This is a genomic window from Salinarimonas soli (genome assembly GCF_008386575.1).
GTDB lineage: Bacteria > Pseudomonadota > Alphaproteobacteria > Rhizobiales > Beijerinckiaceae > Salinarimonas_A > Salinarimonas_A soli.
In genome coordinates, this window is record NZ_VUOA01000007.1 from 15,413 (window position 1) to 33,972 (window position 18,560).

Sequence of the window (18,560 nt, forward strand, 5' to 3'; positions counted from 1 at the left end):
GTCAGAACGCGGCCTCCGGCAGAGCCATAACAGCATCGGCCCCCGAGGAGATCCGCGCAAGGTGCGCGCCCGTCTCTGGCATCAGGCGCTCCATGAAGAAGCGGCCTGTCATGAGCTTGGCGTCCATGCGCTCGGCGACGCCGTTGCCAGCCGACTTCTTGACGCCCGCCGCCTTCGCGATCTTCGCCCACATGTAGCCCATCGCGACGAGGCCGAAGAGGTGCATGTAGTCGTAGGCGCCGGCGCCCGCGTTGTCGGGCTTGGCCATGGCGTTCTGCATGAACCACATGGTGGCCTGCTGGAGGTGGCCCAGGCCCTGCTGAAGGGGGGCGATGAAGGGCTTCATCGCCTCGTCGCCCTGGTTCTCCTGGCAGAAGGCGCCCACCTCGTTGAAGAAGGCCATCACGGCCTTGCCGCCCTCGCGGGGGAGCTTGCGGCCGACCAGGTCCATCGCCTGGATGCCGTTGGCGCCCTCGTAGATCATGGCGATGCGGGCATCGCGCACGAACTGCGACATGCCCCATTCCTCGATATAGCCGTGGCCGCCGAACATCTGCTGGGCCTTGACGGCGTTGTCGAAGCCCACGTCCGTCAGCACGCCCTTCAGGACCGGGGTCATGAGGCCCATGTGGTCGTCGGCCGCCTTGCGCTCGGCCTCGTCCTGCGAGCGGTGCGCCACGTCCGATTTCAGCGCGGTCCACAGCACGAGGGCCCGGGCCGCCTCGTTGAAGGCGCGGATGCCCATGAGCGTGCGGCGCACGTCCGGATGGACGATGATCGGGTCGGCGGCCTTGTCGGCGTGCTTGGCGCCCATGAGCGAGCGGCCCTGGAGGCGGTCCTTGGCATAGGCCACCGCGTTCTGGTAGGCGGCCTCGGACTGCGACAGGCCCTGGATCGCGACGCCGAGGCGCGCCTCGTTCATCATCACGAACATGGCGTTGAGGCCCTTGTTCTCCTGACCCACGAGCCAGCCTTGAGCGCCGTCATAGTTCATGACGCAGGTGGCGTTGCCGTGGATGCCCATCTTGTGCTCGATGGAGCCGCAGGTGACGCCGTTGCGCTCGCCCACCGAGCCGTCCGCGCCGACGTGGTTGCGCGGCACGACGAACAGCGAGATGCCCTTCACGCCCGCCGGCGCCCCCTCGATGCGGGCCAGCACCAGGTGGACGATGTTCTCGGTGATGTCCTGCTCGCCCGCCGAGATGAAGATCTTCGTGCCGGTGATCGCGTAGGAGCCGTCGCCGTTCGGGACGGCCTTGGTCTTGATGAGCCCCAGATCCGTGCCGCAATGGGGCTCGGTGAGGTTCATGGTGCCCGACCAACGGCCCTCGACCATCTTGGGCACATAGGCCTGCTTCTGCTCCTCCGTGCCATGCACGAGAAGCGCCGCGATCGCCCCCATGGTGAGGCCAGGATACATGGAGAAGGCCATGTTCGCGGAGGACGCGAACTCGTTCATGATCACGCCGAGCGTGTAGGGCAGGCCCTGGCCGCCATACTCGGCCGGCACGGCAAGCCCGATCCAGCCGCCCTCGCCATAGGCCTGATGAGCCTCCTTGAAGCCGGGCGGCGTCGTGACCGAGCCGTCGGGATTGCGCTTGCAGCCCTGGACGTCGCCGACGCGGTTGAGGGGCTGGAGCACCTCCTCGCAGAGCTTCGCGCCCTCGGCCAGGATCGCCTCGACCATGTCGGGCGTGGCATCGGCGAAGCCGGGAAGGTTGTTGTACTTCTCGAACCCGAACACGTCGTTGAGCAGGAACAGCGTGTCTTCGACGGGTGCCTTGTAGCTCGGCATGAGGGCCTCTCCCCTGAGATCCTGACGGGTCTCGCGCCCGTCCGCGCCGACGCGGGCGACCGACCCACGTCTAGATAGTTCACATATAAACTATCTCCCCCCGGAACGGAAGGGGCGGATGCGGGGAAATGCGAAGTAAAGGGGGGAGAGAAGCGCCCTCCCCTCTCCCGGATGGGAGAGGGATGCACGAAGTGCCAGGGTGTGAGGGTGGCCAGATCGGACCAGCTCTCTCAGACCCTCCCGCTTGTCATGGCCGGGCTTGTCCTTCGACGGGCTCAGGATGAGGCCGGCCATCCAGTCGACCCGTTGGCCTGGGTCCCCGGGTCAAGCCCGGGGATGACGGGGATGCGGCGGTGGAGTGCCGCGAAACTCCCAGCGTGCACCCTCACCCCTGGCACTTCGTGCATCCCTCTCCCATCCGGGAGAGGGGAGGCGCAGCGCACACGAAAAAGGCGGCCGTCCCTGAATGGAACGACCGCCTCTCTCCGGACGGGCCCGGGTTCCCCCGGGCCTCTGGTCTGCCCCCACGGCAAACGAATCCTGGGAGCCGCCCCGGTCTTCCGGGTGCGGCTCTCTGCCCCCACGGCAAACGGATCGTCGGATCCGCCCTGGCCTTGCGCTCAGGTGCGGATGGTCAGGCGGCGTTCGCCTTGAGGGTCTCGCGGTGAGCGCGGAGCTCCTCGATGGCGCGCTCGATCTCGGCCTTCTGGGCCTCGAGATGGACGAGCTGGTCCTCGACCTGGGCGAGCGAGAGCTTCAGGTCGGAGCCGCCGGCCTCGGCCTCGAGGTTCTCCTCCGCGAGCATCGCGCGGATCTCGGTGAGGGTGAAGCCGAGCTGCTTGCCCTTGAGGATGACGGAGAGGCGGGCCCGGTCGCGGGCGTCGTAGATGCGGGCCAGACCCTCGCGGCGGGGCGTAAGGAGACCGCGGTCCTCGTAGAAGCGCAGGGTCCGCAGCGTCACGCCGAACTCGCGGGCGAGATCGCCGATCGTGTAGGTCTTGGTGGACGCAACGGACTTCGTGGTACCGGCCTGGCCGGCCTCGAAATATGCCTGGCCCGTGCCAGTGCGCTTCAACGACGCCATTTTCATTGTCTGCCCCAATGCCTGTTTTGGTGTGCGAATCCGCCGATTCGTCCCGTGTCCGCTCCGGCCCCATCGAAACTGCCGCAACGGGTGCCGCAGCGGGAGTAAGGTGGCCCGCACTGCATCTGCCTTACGGTAAAGTGCCCCGCGGCGCACCCCCGGCACGGGAAAATTTTGCCGGGTCCGTGGGACCGGGTGCAGTCCTTAACCGCCTGTTTACCGTAGATCGCAAAAGTCCATGGGCCGGCCAAGGGCCCGGGGGGGATTCATCGAATCTTCACGGGGGCCTTGGCCGCCGCGATCCGGCCGGGGACGCCGGGATCGCGTCACGCCCGTCCCCGGTGCGCTTGCGGCGATGAGACAGACCCCTCCCATGAGCCTCGATACGCTCAACCCGGACATCCGGGACTCCGTGAAGGAAGCGGCCCGCCGTGCGGGCATGAGCGTGGAGCAATGGGTCGCCGCGACCATCTCCGATCGCGCCCAGCGCACGCTCGACTCGTCCGCCGTCCGCCGCAGGGCCGCCCCGGCGCCCATCCCCGTCCAGCCCGTGCCCCGGGCCGAGGCCGCCGACGAGCTCGATGCGGTCGCGGCGAAGATCGCCCGCCTCGCCCAGGGCAAGCCCGCCCCGGGCCGCGATCTCGACCACCTGCTCGCCACGGCGTCCGCCGAGACCGAGCGCCGCTCCCGCGAGAACGCCGCCAAGACGGCGGTGGCCCTCGACGCTGTCGCCCGCTGGATCGAGGGGGCGGAGACCCGCATCGACCAGACGAGCCGCGCCACGGCGCAGCGCCAGGAGCGCACCGCCACCGTGCTCGGCGAGGCCCTGGGTCTCATGACCCGCCGCCTGGAGGAGATCGAGCGCAAGTTCGAATCGGGGCACCAGCCCGCCCTCGACAAGGCGCTCAAGGCTATCGAGCGGGTCGAGGCGCAGGTGACCCGCGCCCCCGCCCCGCCCGTAAGCGAGATCGAGACGGCGCTCCGCTCCTTCGAGGACCGCATCGCCGGCATCACCGACCGGATCACGGCGCAGCCCCGCGGCATCGGCCGCCGGGGCCTGAGCGCCCGCGACGAGCTCCAGACCGCCGTGGCGGAGATCCGCGTCCGCAAGGCCGAGCTCGACGACCCCGACAACGCCCCGCCCCGCCGCCAGGAGGCGACGGAGCCGCAGGCCCTCGTCCAGCCTGGCGCGCTCGACGCCCTGCGGGCCGACATCGCGCGGCTCGCGGGCCAGCTCGAGACCGTGAGCCGACCCTCCGTCGAGCCCGCCGCCCGGGCCGTGCAGGGCGAGCTCCACGAGATGCAGCGCAGCCTGGAGGCGCTCGCCACCCGCAGCGAGGTCGGCGCGCTGGAGGAGGCGGTGCGCGACCTCACCCGCCTCGTGCTCCACGCCCGCAACGAGGGCGGCGACGTCGCCACGGTCACCCGCCCGATCCAGGAGCTCCAGGCCGAGATCCGCCGCCTGTCCGAGGTGGTGACGGCCGGGGTGCATGGGCGCATCGCCGGGGACCTCCAGGGTCTCGCCCGCAAGATCGACGGCCTGGCGGCCACGAACGGCGATTCGCCGCTCGTGGCCGACCTCGCCCGCCAGTTCGCGGACCTGCGCGACGTGCTGGGCGAGATCGCCGAGCCGCAGCGGGTCGCCGGCCTCGCCGAGCAGATCACCGACCTGTCCCGCCAGGTCGCCCAGATCGGCCGCTCGCAGGTGGACGCCCTCGAATTCGCCTCCCTCAAGGCCGCCGTCGACGAGATCCGCTCGCATATGCGGGCCGCCCCGCGCGACGGCGCCCTGCAAAGCGCGGCCGCCCGGGAGATCGCCGGCCTGTCGTCGAAGCTCGACACCATCGTCGATCGCCTGCCCGGCGGCGACATGGAAGCGTTCGCCCGGATGGTCGAGGCCCTGTCGAAGAAGATCGACGGCGTCGCCGCCGCCTCGGCGCCCAGCCCCGACCTGTCGGCGCTCGGCCGGCGCCTCGACGAGATCGCGGGCCGCCTCGACGGCATCACGGCCGCGCCGTCCGCCGTGAGCGAGGGGATCCGCGCGCTCGCCGAGCGCATGGACACGCTCCTCCTGACCCGGACGGACCCGGTCCAGATCGGGCCCATCGTGGCCCGTCTCGACCGGCTCGACGAGAGCCTGCGCCAGCCCCGCCACCAGCCCGACCTCAAGCCCCTGGAGGACATGCTCCGAGGCTTGGCCGAGCGCATCGACGGCGGCGAGCGTCACGGGGGCGATCCGGACGGGCTCGACGCCCTGGAGCGCCAGGTCGCGGCCATCGCCGAGCGCCTCGACCGCTCGGGCGACGTGGATCCGGCCCTCTCGGCGCTCCAGCGCGCCATGGGCGACCTGATGGTCCAGGTCGAGGGCATCCGCGACGACAATTACGGCCTGGCCGAGCGGGCGGCCGCGACCGCCGTCGCCTCGACCCTGCAGACGCTGCCCGCCGGCGCACCCGATCTCGCGGATTTCCGGCGGGACATGGACGACCTGAAGGCGCTCCATGGCGCCACGGATCGCCGCAACCGCGACACCCTCGAGGCGGTCCACACCACCCTCGAGAAGCTCGTCGAGCGCCTCGCCTCCCTGGAAACCGAGACGGCCCGTCCCCGCCAGGCCGCGAGGCCCGCCGAGCCGAAGCCGCAGGCGCCCCGCGACGCCCTGCCCCCCGAGGCCATGGCGGCCCTCGCGCAGGAGGCCATCCGCAAGATCGACGCGGCCGCCCGCGGCGGCGTGCCCCCCTTCTCGCTCGGCGAGGCCGATCGCCCGCTGCCGCCTGCCGGGACCGGCTCCGGCGACGAGATCCTGCTGGAGCCCGGCGCCCGGCCCCGCGCCTCCGACGAGGCGCGCAGCGGCGCGCAGGCCGCGAGCGAGATGAAGGCGGCGCTGATCGCCCAGGCCCGCCGCGCCGCCCAGGCCGCCGCCGCCCAGACCGCCGCGGCGAGCAAGGCCGCCCCCGGCCGGGGCATCGACATGGGCGCCATCGCCTCGGCGGCGGGCGGGGCGACGGGCGTCGCGACCCGTGTCCGCCGGGCGATCGACAAGCGCCGCCGCCCCCTCCTGCTCGGCCTCGCCGCCATCGTGCTCGCCATCGGCACGCTCCAGATCGTCGGCGGCTTCGTGGGCGGGCACAAGCGCACCGAGACGGCCTCGGCGCCGGTCCGGATCGAGGCCCCGGCGATCGCGAGCCCGTCGCCCATGGCGTCGACCACCCGCGAGGTGCCGGCGCGCGACATCATGGCGGCGCCCGAGCCCCGTCCGGCGGAGCAGGCCCCCGTCACGGCGGAAGGGCGCGAGCGCGGAGCCGCCGCAGGGCCCGTGCGGCCGGCCGAGCCCCCGCGGCTCGCCTCCGCCGAGCCCGGCCCGCTCGCCACGAGCGCGCTTCCGGCAAGCCCCGCCGCGGGCCAGCCCGCGCCGCCTCCGGCCGCCGCGCCCGAGGCGCCGCTCGGCCCGATCCCGAACATGGCCTCGTTCGGCGACCTGCCGGCCGCCGCCCCCCCGGGCCTGCGCCAGGTCGCGCTCGCGGGCGACCCCGCCGCGGTCTACGAGCTCGCCTCCCGCGCGGCGGAAGGGCGGGGCATGGCGCGCGACCCGAGGCTCGCCGCCCGCCTGTTCGAGCGCGCGGCGGCGCACGGCCTCGTGCCGGCCCAGTTCCGGATCGGCAATCATTACGAGAAGGGCATCGGCGTCACGAAGGACGCCGCGCTCGCCAAGGCCTGGTACCAGCGCGCCGCCGAGAAGGGCAATGCCCGGGCCATGCACAACCTCGCGGTGCTGATCGCCGAGGGTGCGGGCGCCAAGCCGGACTACGAGGCCGCCGTGGACTGGTTCCGCCGCGCCGCCGAGCACGGCGTGCGCGACAGCCAGTTCAACCTCGCCGTGCTGCTCGCCCGGGGCCTGGGCACGAAGCAGGACCTGCCGGGCGCCTTCACCTGGTTCTCGGTCGCCGCCGGACAGGGCGACGAGGACGCGGGCAAGAAGCGCGACGAGGTGGCGGCCCGCCTCAACGCGGGCGAGCTCGCCCTGGCGCGGGCGGCCGCCGAGCGCTGGCGCCCCGAGGCCCCGGCCCGAACCGCCAACGAGGTGAGCCTGCCGGCGAACGGCTGGAGCGAGGCGCCCGCCAAGCCGACGAAGAAAATTTAGCACGGTCTTAGGATCGTCATGCTCGGGTGACACAGGACCGCGCTTTCGCTGTAAACGAAGGCGCGGTCCGCCGCGCGTCCCGCCCGAGAGCTCCTGAATCCCGTGCAGATCTATCTGCCCATCGCCGAGATGTCCGTCAGCGTGCTCCTCATCCTGGGGATGGGCATGGCCGTGGGCTTCGTCTCGGGGCTGTTCGGCATCGGCGGCGGCTTCCTGATGACGCCGCTGCTCATCTTCCTCGGCATCCCGCCCGCCGTGGCGGTGGCGACTCAGTCCGCCCAGATCGTCGCCTCGTCCACCACGAGCGCGCTCGCCGCCTGGCGACGACGGGCGCTCGACGTGAAGCTCGCGGGGGTCCTTCTGATCGGCGGCCTCATGGGCACGGCGCTCGGCGTCTGGTTCTTCGCCGCGGCGAGGCGCGCGGGCCAGCTCGAGCTCGTGATCGTGATCTCCTACGTGACCCTGTTCTCGGTGATCGGCGGCCTGATGCTGAAGGAGAGCATTAAGGAGTTCTGGTCCACGCGAAAGGGCGCCGTGCGCCCGCCGCGCCGGGGCGGCCAGCATCCGGCCTATATGCGCCTGCCCCTGCGGGTGCGCTTCTATCGCTCGAAGATCTATGTCAGCGCCCTGCCCGTGCTGGGGCTGTCGCTGTCCATCGGCTTCGCCGGCGCGGTGCTGGGCATCGGCGGCGGCTTCATCCTCGTGCCGGCCCTCCTCTACCTCTTCCGGGTTCCCACCGCCGTGGTGGTGGGCACGTCCCAGTTCCAGATCCTGTGGACCACGCTCGCGGCGCTCGTGCTCCACGCCGTGGCCAACCAGGCGGTGGACGCGGTCCTGGCGCTGCTCCTCATCATCGGCGGCGTCTTCGGGGCGCAGTTCGGCGCGCGGGCCGGGCGCAACCTGCGGGCCGACCTGTTCCGCCTGCTGCTGGCCCTCCTCATCCTGGCGGTGGGCGTGCGCTTTGCCGTCGAGCTCGTGGTGCGGCCGACCGAGCCCTTCTCCCTCGTGGTCTCGGAGATGCGCGAGTGAGGTTCGGTCTCGCCCTTCTCCTGTGCCTGCTCGCGGCGGGCCCGGCCGGAGCCGAGACGCTCGTCGCCTCGCTCTCGACCTCGCAGGTGCGCATCACCTCCAATTATACGGGCTCGCAGATCGTGGTGTTCGGCGCCATCGAGCGCGACGCCCAGACCGTGGCGCGAGCGGGGCCCTACCAGGTGGTGGTCACGGTCCGCGGGCCGCGCCAGGCCGTGACGGTGCGCGAGAAGAGCCGGACCGGCCCGGTCTGGATCAACGGCCCGCAGCAGAAGTTCGTGCAGATCCCCGCCTATCTCGGCGTCTTCGCCTCGGCGCCCATCGCCGACATCGCGACCCCTGGGCAACGCGGGCGCCTGCGCATCGGCCTCCAGGCGTCGGTCAACGCTCCCGACATCACGATGGACCGCGGGACGGAGGACGACCGGTTCCGCGAGGCCCTGGCCCGGCTCAAGATCAAGGAGCTCCTCTTCATCGAGGACGAGCGCGGCACCACCTTCCTGACGCCGAGCCTGTTTCGCACCCCCGTGCCCCTCCCCGTCACGGCGCCGCCGGGCGATTACGAGGTGGACGTGACCCTGTTCGCCGACGGCGTGCTGCTGGCGCGCGCGGGCACGAGCTTCGAGGTGATCAAGACCGGCTTCGAGCAGCGCCTCGCCGAGTTCTCGACGGAGTGGGCGGCGCTCTACGGGCTGGGCACGGCGGCCGTGGCGCTGCTGTTCGGCTGGCTTGCCACTGTGATCTTCCGCCGCGATTGAGGGCGGGGACCGCCGCCCCATCTGGGTGGGCACCGCCCTGGAGTCCTCATGCCCCCCGATCGGACCATCCCACCCGTCCCGCTCGCCCTCGGGCTTGCCGGCCTGATCCCCTTCGCCACCTTGAGCCTCGTCGCGGCGGCTGGCTACGATCCCCTACCGGGGCTGCCGGGGATCGCCCTCCAGGCGCTCGCCCTCTACGGAGCGACGATCCTGTCCTTTCTCGGCGGCATGCGCTGGGGTCTGGCGGTGGCCGATCCCGACCAGCGCCGGGCGCGCCCGCATTACGCGGTCTCGGTCCTGCCTCAGCTTGCCGCCTGGGCCCTCGTCGCGGGTTTCCAGCTCTTCGGGCTGCCGCGGGCCTGGTGCTTCGGCGGGCTCGCCGTCCTGGTGCTGGCCTTCGGCCTCCTCGACTACGCCTATGCGCAGGTCGGCGGCGCGCCGCTCTGGTTCGGGCGCCTGCGGGTGATCCTGAGCGCCGGAGCCGCGGCCGCCCTCGCGGTGGCTGCCTTTTGAGGCGCTAGTCGCGGCAGAGCTGCGCCCGGCCGATGCGGTAGAGGCGCTCCGTCCCGATGAGATGGGCCTCGAAACCTTCCGCGAAGAGCGGCCGGAAGGCGGGATCGCAGACGTTGAGGCCGCCCGTATAGGCGCCGAAGGCCGGCATCACCATGCGCCGCCCGTCTGTGATGAAGCAGCGCCGGCGCACGGAGCGCCCGCGCATCGCGACCTTGCCCACGGGATGGAGATGGCCGGCGATCTCCGGCTCGGAGCCGGAGGTCGGCTCGTGGCGCAGCACCACGTCGCCGAGCCGCCACTCCGCCACCACCTCGCCGCCGACGCAGCCTGAGACGATACGGTCGTGGTTGCCCGTGATCCAGATCCAGCGCCGCCCCGCCTGGAGGCGCCCCAAGGTCGCGCGGTCCTCGTCGCTCAGGCGCTCGGGCCCGCCGACGTCGTGGAAGGAGTCGCCGAGCGCGACGAGCGTCCCCGGATCGTAGCGCTCCACCACGGCCGCGAGCTGGTCGAGGGTCGCCTTGGTGTCGTAGGGCGGCAGCATCGACCCCCGCCGCGCCCGCGACGAGCCCTTCTCCAGGTGAAGGTCGGCGACGAGGAGCGCGTCGTGGGCGGGAGCGTAGAGCGCGCCGGAGATGTCGAGCGCGCAGGCGAGCCCGCCGAGCAGGGTGTCGCTCGGGGCGATGGCAGGGTCGTAGGCGAGGGCGTGCAGGGGCATGCGGTCGGGCGCCACGCGGCCGAATCGCCGCCGAGGCGCGATGTTTGCCATATGTTCTTGGAACGACGCGAGCCCACGGTTTGTCGCGCCCGCTCCCCTCCCCCTTGCGGGGAGGGGTTGGGGGTGGGGGTCGGGACGCGAGTGGTCACGGTCCAGGATAGGACTGTACGAGCGTGCGTGCTCCAAGTCCGTTCCCGCCAGCTCCGACTTTCCGACCCCCACCCCTAATTCCTCCCCGCAAGGGGGAGGGTGACTATGACAGCGCCTCTCCGAGCAGCTGCGCCTCGGCCTCGGCGAGGATGTCGTCGGCGGCCTCGCCGTAGACGCGCTCGCGGCCGATCTCGAGCATGATCGAGACCCCGAGCGGCGAGACCCGCGGCAGGGGCTTGTGGACGATGCGGCCCTGGATACGGGAGAGCAGCCCCGCGAGCCGGTCGAGGTCGAGGAGGCCCGTGGCGGCGTCGGCGCGGGCGGCGCGGAGCAGCACGTGGCCCGGCTCGTGGCGGCGCAGGACGTCGTAGACGAGGTCGGTGGAGACCGTGACCTGGCGCCCCGTCTTCTCCTGCCCCGGGAAGCGGCGCTCGATGAGCCCCGCGATGACGGCGCAGGCCCGGAAGGTGCGCTTCATCAGGGCCGATTCTTCCAGCCATTCCTCCAGGTCGTCGCCGAGCATGTCCTGGGCGAACAGGTCGCCGATGAAATCCGGCTCGTCGGCGGCCCTCGCCGTGAGGTCGCGCGTGCCCCAGACCGCGAGACCGTAATCGTTGGCGACGAAGCCCAGCGGGCGCATGCGGGCCCGCTCCAGGCGGCGGGTGAGGAGCATGCCGAGCGTCTGGTGGGCGAGGCGCCCCTCGAACGGGTAGGCCACGAGGTAATGCCGGTCGAAGCGCGGGAAGGTCTCGACGAGGAGGTCGCGGCGCCCCGGAAGCAGGGAGCGGCGGCGCTGCTGCACGAGCCAGTCCACCACGGGCGGCGGCAGGCGGTCCCATTCAAAGGGATCGCTGATGAGGCCCCGCACCCCCTCGGCGAGGAAGGTGGAGAGGGGGAACTTACCCCCGGCATAGGAGGGGATCTTCGGGTCCGTGCCGGCGCGCGCCCGGGTCACGAGGACCGCGTCCTCCTGGATGCCCTGGAACTCCAGCACCTCGCCCGCGAAGAGAAAGGTGTCGCCGGGGGTCAGCGTCTCGGCGAAATATTCCTCGATCTCGCCCAGAACCCGACCGCCCTTGGGCAGCACGGTGCCGGGCCGGGTGCGGTTGGCGCGCCCGAGCCGCACCTTGATCATGGTGGATTCGACGATGGTGCCGACATTCATCCGGTAGCCCTGCGCCACCCGCCCGTCGCGCACCCGCCACAGCCCGTCGGGACCCCGCAGGATCTTGGCGTAGCGTTCATAGGCGCGCAGCGCGTAGCCGCCGGTGGCCACGAAATCGAGCACCGCGTCGAAATCGGCGCGCGCGAGAGCCGCGTAGGGCGCGGCCGTGCGCACCTCGGCGAAGAGATCGTCGGCCGTGAACCCGCCGGCGCAGGCCATGCCGAGCACGTGCTGGGCCAGCACGTCGAGGCCGCCGGGGCGGGCGTCGGGGGTGTCCTGGGCGGCGGCCTCCACGGCGTCGAGGGCCGCCTGGCACTCCAGCACCTCGAAGCGGTTGGCGGGGACGAGATAGGCCTCGCTCGGCTCGTCCATGCGGTGGTTGGAGCGGCCGATGCGCTGCATCAGGCGGCTCGCCCCCTTGGGCGCTCCGACATTCACCACGAGGTCCACGTCGCCCCAGTCGATGCCGAGATCGAGCGTCGCGGTGCAGACCACGGCGCGCAGCGAGCCCTCGACCATCGCGGCCTCGACCCGGCGGCGCTGCGACACGTCGAGGGAGCCGTGATGGAGCGCGATTGCAAGGCCGTCGTCGTTGATGGTCCACAGGGCCTGGAACACGTGCTCGGCCTGGAGCCGCGTGTTGACGAAGACCAGCGTCGTGCGGTGGCGGCGGATGAGATCGTAGATCGCCCCCATGGCGTGGCCCGCCGTGTGGCCCGCGAGCGGCAGGCGGCCGCCCCCGTCGAGGATGCGGATGGCCGGCGGCGCCCCGCCCGCCACCACGACGAGATCGGCCATCCCGTCCGCCCCGCTCCCTTGAGCCACGAGGTAGCGCCGCAGCTGGTCGGGCTCGCGAACCGTGGCCGAGAGGCCCACCGTCGCGAGATCGGGGGCGAGGCGGCGCAGGCGGGCGAGCGCGAGGCTCAGGAGCTCGCCGCGCTTGGAGGTGACCTGCGCGTGCAATTCGTCGAGCACCACCCGGCGCAAGCCCTTGAACAGGTCCTCCGCCTCGCGATGGGCGAGCAGCAGGGCGAGCTGCTCCGGGGTGGTGAGGAGGATGTCGGGCGGGCGCTCGATCTGGCGGGTCCGCTTGTAGGCGGAGGTGTCGCCCGTCCGGGTCTCGACGCGGACGGGAAGGCCCATCTCGCGGATCGGCGCCTCGAGGTTGCGGGCGATGTCGACGGCGAGGGCCTTGAGGGGCGAGATATAGAGCGTGTGCAGGCCCTCGCCCCCGCCGTCGGCGAGGTCGACGAGGCTCGGCAGGAAGCCCGCGAGCGTCTTGCCCGCGCCCGTCGGCGCAACGAGGAGCGCCGAGCGTCCGGCGCGCGCCAGCGCCAGGAGATCGAGCTGATGGGCCCGAGGCTCCCACCCCCGGCCCGCGAACCACGCCTGGAAGCCGGGCGGCAGGGGGGAGGCGTCGGCCGGGGGAGCGGGCTTGGCGGCGCGGGGCATCGCTTGACTATGTAGGGCGCCCTCCCCGCCCCGTCATCGGGCGCGCGGCATCAGGGCCGGCGCAGGACGAGCACCCGGCCCGGCACGTCGGCGCCGCGGTCCCGGCGGGTCGAGGCCGCCCGCGAGAGCGCGACCTCGAACCCCGCCGCCCGGGCGGCCGCATCGAGATAGGCGGGCGCGTGAGCAAAGCGCGCGTCCTCGCCAAGCGCGAAGCCCTCGGCCTGATGATCCTGCACCGTGAAGCCGAACAGCCCGCCGGGCATGAGCGCTCCCGCGGCGGCGGCGAGGACGGGGGCGATGTCGCCCACATAGACGAGCACGTCCGCCGCTACGACGAGGTCCGCCCCGGCGCGGGGCTCGGCAGCGAGGAAGGCGACGAGCTCCGCGGCGGCGAGCCGGTCGTAGATGCCCTTGCCCCGGGCCGCCTCCACCATGGCGGGCGACAGATCGCAGCCTGCAAGATGCCCGGCGCGGGCGCGCAGCACCTCCCCCATCAGGCCGGTGCCGCAGCCGAGATCGAGGGCGCGGTCGAAGGACCGCCCCGGCGCCACGGCGTCGAGGGCCTCCATCAGGACCGCGGGACCGCGATAGCCGAGCGCGCCCACGAGATGAGCATCGAAGCGGGGGGCGTATTGGTCGAAGAGCGCCCGGACATAGCCCGGCCCGAGCGCCTCCCCCTGTGGCAGGGCGCCCAGACACGCGAGCTCCAGCCGCACGCCGAGAGGATCCTCCGGATCGAGGGCCAGCGCCGCCTGGAACGCCCCGATCGCAGCCTCGCGCTGCCCCGACGCGGCGCGGGCACGCCCGAGCAGGGCGTGGGCGGGTGCGAAATCGGGGGTGATCTCGAGGGTCTGCTCGGCGAGATCCGCGGCGGCCTCGTGGTCGCCGTCATCGAGGGCGCCCTGCGCGTAGGCGAAGCGGCGGTCGGCGTTGGGGTCGCCGGAGGTGACGCGCACGGGCGGGAGGGGGGCCATGGGCGGGGCATGGCGCGGATACCCGCAGGCGTCAAGCTCGGCCCCCCTCTCCCATGGGGAGAGGGGCCGGGGGTGAGGGGGTACCACCTCGAACCAGTGGTCTCCCGCTCGCCCGATCCCACCCTCGCCCCTCATCCTGAGGAGCTGCCGGAGGCAGCGTCTCGAAGGACGAGGTCCAGTCGTGGATAGGCCTTTGGAGGACGCCCTCCATCGGTCCTGGCGATCCCTGGAACGTGCTTCGAGACGCCCGCCTTGCGGGCTCCTCAGCATGAGGGAGTGATTGGGATCAGCGGGGTCGGAGACCTCTGGATTCCCGTCGTACCCCCTCACCCCCTGGCACTTCGTGCATCCCTCTCCCCATGGGAGAGGGGAGTTCCGTTGCGACTGAGCGTCACCTTGGCGGGAACTCTCGCCCGTCTCGCCCCATATCCCCCTTGATGCCACTCGCCGCCGCCGACATCCTCACCCTCACCCCCCAGGGCCTCTACTGCCCGCTGGGAGACTTCCACGTCGACCCGATGCGGCCCGTGCCGCGGGCGCTCGTCACGCACGGGCACTCGGACCACGCCCGCGCCGGCCACGGCTCGGTGCTCGCCACCGACCAGACCCTCGCCATCATGGCGGTGCGCTACGGCGAGGATTTCTGCCGCACCCGACAGGTGGCGCCGCTGCACGAGCCGATCCGCGTCGGCGACGTGACCGTCCGCTTCGTGCCCGCGGGCCACGTGCTCGGCTCGGCGCAGATCGCCATTGAGGCCGGGGGCACGCGCATCGTGGTGTCGGGGGACTACAAGCGGCAGGCCGACCCGACCTGCCTGCCCTTCGAGCCTGTGCCCTGCGACGTGTTCATCACCGAGGCGACTTTCGGCCTCCCCGTCTTCCGCCACCCTGACGCCCGGGGCGAGGTGCGAAAGCTCCTCGACTCGGTGCGCCTTTTTCCCGAGCGCGCCCATCTCGTCGGCGCCTATTCGCTCGGCAAGGCGCAGCGCGTGATGGCGCTGCTGCGCGAGGAGGGCTTCGACGCGCCGATCCACCTCCACGGCGCCATGGAGCGGCTCACCGCCTTCTACAAGGAGCAGGGCATCCCTTTGGGCGACACGCCCCGGGTGGTCGCGGCGGAGCGGGGGAAGATGGCGGGCGCGGTCGTGCTCTGCCCGCCCTCCGCCATGCAGGACCTGTGGGCGCGCAAGTTCCCCGAGCCCGTGGCCTGCTTCGCCTCGGGCTGGATGCGGGTGCGGGGCCGGGCGCGCCAGAAGGGGGTGGAGCTGCCCCTCATCGTCTCGGACCACTCGGACTGGGACGACCTCCAGGCGAGCATCCTGGAGACGGGCGCCGGCGAGGTCTGGGTCACCCACGGGCAGGAGGACGCGCTGGTCCATTGGTGCGGGACGGTGGGCATCCGGGCCAAGCCCCTGCACATGCTGGGCTATGGCGACGAGGGCGAGGCCGAGGCGTCGCCCGAGGAGGCGGCCGCGTCATGAACCGCTTCGCCGCCCTCCTCGACCGCCTCACCTACGAGCAGCGCCGCAACGCCAAGCTGCGGCTGCTGGAAGACTATTTCCGCCGCACCCCCGACCCGGAGCGCGGCTTCGCCCTCGCCGCCATGACCGACGCGCTGGTGTTCAAGGAGGCCAAGCCCAACGTGATCCGGGGGCTCGTGGAGGAGCGGGTCGATCCGGTGCTGTTCCGGATGTCGTATCATTACGTGGGCGACCTGGCGGAGACGGTGGGGTTGATCTGGCCCGCCTCCCCTCTCCCGAATGGGAGAGGGGCCGGGGGTGAGGGTGCCACGCCGATGGGCGCGCTTAACGCACCCGCTGCGCCACCCGTCATCGCCGGGCTCGACCCGCGGATCCAGTCCGACAGTCCCACCCGGATGGCCGGGTCGAGCCCGGCCATGACAAGCGGAGAGGTGGCGGGAACCTCCGCACGTGGCCACCCTCACCCCCGACCCCTCTCCCATCCGGGAGAGGGGAGGATGGGCCACAACAATCCCCCTCCCCCCTCGCTCGCCGAGGTCGTCGAGGGCCTTGCCCACACCTCGAAATCCGATCTCCCGGCCCGCGTCGCCGAATGGCTCGACGCGCTCGACGAGACCGGGCGGTGGGCGCTGATCAAGCTCATCACGGGCGAGTTGCGGGTCGGCGCGTCGGCGCGGCTTGCCAAGACGGCGGTGGCGAATCTCGGCGGGTTCACCGCCGACGACGTGGAGCTCGTCTGGCACGGGCTCACCCCGCCCTATGCGGACCTCTTCGCCTGGGTCGAGGGCCGGGGGCCGAAGCCTGAGAGCGGCAACCCCGCCCCATTCCGCCCGCCGATGCTCTCGCACCCCCTAGAGGACGAGGATTTCGCCAAGCTGGAGGCCGGCGACTATCTCGGCGAGTGGAAATGGGACGGCATCCGCCTCCAGGCCGTCGCCGGGCGCGGCGTGGATGGGGCATTGCTGCGCAAGATCTACTCGCGCACCGGAGAGGACGTGTCGAAGGCCTTCCCCGACCTCGTCGAGGCCCTGCACCTGGAGGGCGCCATCGACGGGGAGCTCCTCATCGTGCGCGAGGGCCGCGTCCAGAGCTTCAACGTCCTCCAGCAGCGCCTCAACCGCAAGACGGTGACGCCGAAGCTCGTGGCGGAGTACCCGGTGCATCTGCGCGTCTACGACATCCTCGTGGACGGCGAGGAGGACCTGCGCGCCCTGCCCTTCGCCGAGCGCCGCCGCCGGCTGGAGGCCTTCGTGGCGCGCCTCGACGATCCCCGCATCGACCTCTCCCCCATGGTGGCGTTCGCGTCCTGGGAGGAGCTTGCCGCCGCGCGAGCCGATCCGGCGTCGGTGGGCGCGGGGCCGGACGCGGACGCCATCGAGGGCGTCATGGTCAAGCGCGCCGACAGCCCCTACCTGCCCGGGCGACCGAAGGGCTATTGGTGGAAGTGGAAGCGCGAGCCCTACCTCGTCGATGCCGTGATCATGTATGCCCAGCGCGGTCACGGGAAGCGGTCGAGCTTCTACTCCGACTACACGTTCGGGGTCTGGCGCGAGAGCCCCGGCGGGCCGGAGCTGGTGCCCGTGGGCAAGGCCTATCACGGCTTCACGGACGAGGAGCTGGGCCGCCTCGACCGCTACGTCCGCAACCACACGGTCAACCGCTTCGGCCCCGTGCGGGAGGTGGAGTACGGGATCGACAAGGGCCTGGTGCTCGAGATCGCCTTCGAGGGGCTGCAGCGCTCGACCCGGCACAAGTCCGGCGTCGCCATGCGCTTTCCCCGCGTGCACCGCATCCGCTGGGACAAGCCCTCCGCGGAAGCCGACCGGCTGGAGACCCTGGAGCGCATCCTGGAGCGCGGCGAGAGCGAGGTCTCGCCGTTCAGTGGCAATGCGTGAGCCGATGCCCGGCACGATCGGCCCCCTGACGATCACGGGCGCGGGCGAGGTGACCCGCCAGGCCACCGCGCGCTTCACCGTGCGCACCCCTGGCCCCGGCTTCATGGACATCACGTCCGCCGCCGCCGAGGTCGTGGCGCGAAGCGGCATCGCGGACGGGCTCCTCACCCTGTTCTGCCGCCACACCTCCGCCTCGCTCACGATCCAGGAGAACGCCGATCCGGACGTGCGCGCGGACCTCATGACGGCGCTCGACGGCCTCGCGCCGCGGGATGCCGGCTACGTCCACTCCCTGGAGGGGCCGGACGACATGCCGGCCCACATCCGCACGATGCTCACAGGCGTCTCCCTCGCCATCCCGATCGTCGGCGGGCGCATGGCGCTGGGCACCTGGCAAGGCATCTACCTCGTCGAGCACCGCGACCGGCCGCATGCCCGCGAGATCGTGGGGCATGTGATGGGGCGGTGAGGTCTGAGAGGCCGGCGGGAAGTAGGCCACTTCCCCTCCTCCTACCTCGTCCTGAGGTGCCCGCCGTAGGCGGGCCTCGAAGGGCGCTCTAGAAGTCTGCCCACCGCTCGCGCCCATGGTGCGTGCTTCGAGACGCGCTCTTCGAGCGCTCCTCAGCATGAGGGGGTTGGGAGGAACCCCGCCGTTCCGGGCCAGCCCTCTACACAGGGTAGAGCCAGAGATTGGCCTCGCCGGCGAGAGAGAGGAGCGAGCAGGCGGCCGAGAGGAGGGCGAAGCGCATGGCATAGATTCGAAGCGCCGTCCGGCGGGTCAGTCCGGCCTTGGCGTCGGCCATGGGCCGCCTCGCCTCGTGGCACAGCGCGAACGCCGCGACAAGCGCCCCGATGGTGCCGGCCTTGAGGGCGAGGAACGGGTCCCCGAGGGGCTCGCGCGCAAGGCCGCACATGAGCCCGCCGAGCGCCAGGGCGGCGAGGCCGCAGCCACGGCCCACGGTGGAGCGAATCTCGCGGACGATCTTGTCGGACATGCTGGCCCCCGCCTCGCCCCGGCTTGGTGCCGGATGCGGGACGAAGGCTAGCCCAGAAGGTTGATGAGAAAGCTAACGCCGAGCCCCAGCGCCGCCGCCCGGGCGAAGTGCAGGGCGAACTCCAGGTAGACGCCCCGCAGGACGCCGCCGACCACCTGCTGCGCCACCGTCTCGGAGGGCCGCGCCCGTCCGTCGAGCCTGAGCCAGACCTCCGTGCGCCCGTAGGGCCGGTGCGGCGCCCGCTCGGCCTTCGCGAGGAGGACGACGGCGCCGATGAGGCAAAGAATCCCGCCGGTCTTCAGGGCCAGCGCCGGCATGCCCGAAAGCGCTACCATGAGGCACAGGATGGCAAGCCCCGCGAAGCCTGATCCGCGGGCGACGGAAGCGCGTGCGAAGGTCTCGATCTCGTTCAT

Annotated in this window: 14 protein-coding genes; 7 read left to right on the forward strand and 7 right to left on the reverse strand. The window is 72.1% G+C overall.

The features are described from left to right. Position 1: 1 nt before the first annotated feature. Both F0L46_RS03580 and F0L46_RS03585 read right to left on the reverse strand, forming a co-directional pair. A complete protein-coding gene (locus F0L46_RS03580) occupies positions 2-1,795 on the reverse strand; it encodes an acyl-CoA dehydrogenase C-terminal domain-containing protein (RefSeq protein WP_149815664.1) in 1,794 nt (597 codons plus the stop codon). 634 nt (positions 1,796-2,429) lie between these two features. After that, positions 2,430-2,879, reverse strand: coding sequence for a MerR family transcriptional regulator (locus tag F0L46_RS03585; protein WP_149815665.1), 450 nt, complete (start codon positions 2,877-2,879; stop codon positions 2,430-2,432). A gap of 373 nt (positions 2,880-3,252) precedes the next feature. Here F0L46_RS03585 and F0L46_RS03590 point away from each other — a divergent pair, with 373 nt between their 5' ends. The 4 genes from F0L46_RS03590 to F0L46_RS03605 all read left to right on the forward strand — a co-directional run bounded on the left by F0L46_RS03590 (position 3,253) and on the right by F0L46_RS03605 (position 9,320). After that, on the forward strand, positions 3,253-7,020 hold the full coding sequence (locus F0L46_RS03590; RefSeq protein ID WP_149815666.1) for an SEL1-like repeat protein: 3,768 nt from the start codon (positions 3,253-3,255) through the stop codon (positions 7,018-7,020). 102 nt (positions 7,021-7,122) lie between these two features. Further along, positions 7,123-8,049: a sulfite exporter TauE/SafE family protein gene (locus F0L46_RS03595; RefSeq protein ID WP_149815667.1), complete on the forward strand. Its 927-nt coding sequence runs from the start codon at positions 7,123-7,125 to the stop codon at positions 8,047-8,049. Then, positions 8,046-8,807, forward strand: a complete 762-nt coding sequence (locus F0L46_RS03600; protein WP_149815668.1) for a TIGR02186 family protein — start codon at positions 8,046-8,048, stop codon at positions 8,805-8,807. Before F0L46_RS03595 ends, F0L46_RS03600 begins: the two co-directional genes overlap by 4 nt. 48 nt (positions 8,808-8,855) lie before the next feature. Beyond that, the gene (locus tag F0L46_RS03605; protein ID WP_149815669.1) at positions 8,856-9,320 is read left to right on the forward strand and encodes a DUF3429 domain-containing protein; all 465 of its coding nucleotides are present in this window, start codon (positions 8,856-8,858) and stop codon (positions 9,318-9,320) included. A 4-nt stretch (positions 9,321-9,324) separates the two neighbouring features. On the opposite strand, the gene pdeM is transcribed toward F0L46_RS03605, so the two are convergent. The 3 genes from pdeM to F0L46_RS03620 form a co-directional block, all read right to left on the reverse strand. Beyond that, positions 9,325-10,035, reverse strand: coding sequence for a ligase-associated DNA damage response endonuclease PdeM (gene pdeM, locus F0L46_RS03610; RefSeq protein WP_149815670.1), 711 nt, complete (start codon positions 10,033-10,035; stop codon positions 9,325-9,327). Between the two features lie 253 nt (positions 10,036-10,288). Beyond that, the gene (locus F0L46_RS03615) at positions 10,289-12,802 is read right to left on the reverse strand and encodes a ligase-associated DNA damage response DEXH box helicase (RefSeq protein WP_149815671.1); all 2,514 of its coding nucleotides are present in this window, start codon (positions 12,800-12,802) and stop codon (positions 10,289-10,291) included. A 50-nt stretch (positions 12,803-12,852) separates the two neighbouring features. Continuing rightward, positions 12,853-13,776: a class I SAM-dependent methyltransferase gene (locus F0L46_RS03620; protein ID WP_149815672.1), complete on the reverse strand. Its 924-nt coding sequence runs from the start codon at positions 13,774-13,776 to the stop codon at positions 12,853-12,855. A gap of 437 nt (positions 13,777-14,213) precedes the next feature. Here F0L46_RS03620 and F0L46_RS03625 point away from each other — a divergent pair, with 437 nt between their 5' ends. From F0L46_RS03625 to F0L46_RS03635, 3 genes are read left to right on the forward strand one after another with little or no spacing between them, the layout of a single operon-like run. After that, complete coding sequence (locus tag F0L46_RS03625; RefSeq protein ID WP_149815673.1) at positions 14,214-15,257, forward strand: ligase-associated DNA damage response exonuclease; 1,044 nt, start codon at positions 14,214-14,216, stop codon at positions 15,255-15,257. Further along, a complete protein-coding gene (locus F0L46_RS03630) occupies positions 15,254-17,152 on the forward strand; it encodes a cisplatin damage response ATP-dependent DNA ligase (RefSeq protein ID WP_149815674.1) in 1,899 nt (632 codons plus the stop codon). Before F0L46_RS03625 ends, F0L46_RS03630 begins: the two co-directional genes overlap by 4 nt. 4 nt (positions 17,153-17,156) lie before the next feature. Beyond that, positions 17,157-17,621: a secondary thiamine-phosphate synthase enzyme YjbQ gene (locus tag F0L46_RS03635; RefSeq protein ID WP_240539850.1), complete on the forward strand. Its 465-nt coding sequence runs from the start codon at positions 17,157-17,159 to the stop codon at positions 17,619-17,621. Between the two features lie 199 nt (positions 17,622-17,820). Here the strand turns inward: F0L46_RS03635 and F0L46_RS03640 are convergent, their stop codons facing one another. Beyond that, positions 17,821-18,147 carry a hypothetical protein gene (locus F0L46_RS03640; RefSeq protein ID WP_149815676.1) on the reverse strand — a complete coding sequence of 109 codons (327 nt, stop codon included), beginning with the start codon at positions 18,145-18,147 and terminating at the stop codon, positions 17,821-17,823. Positions 18,148-18,194: 47 nt separating this feature from the next. Further along, entirely contained in the window at positions 18,195-18,560 is a 366-nt protein-coding gene (locus tag F0L46_RS03645; protein WP_149815677.1) for a hypothetical protein, read from the reverse strand.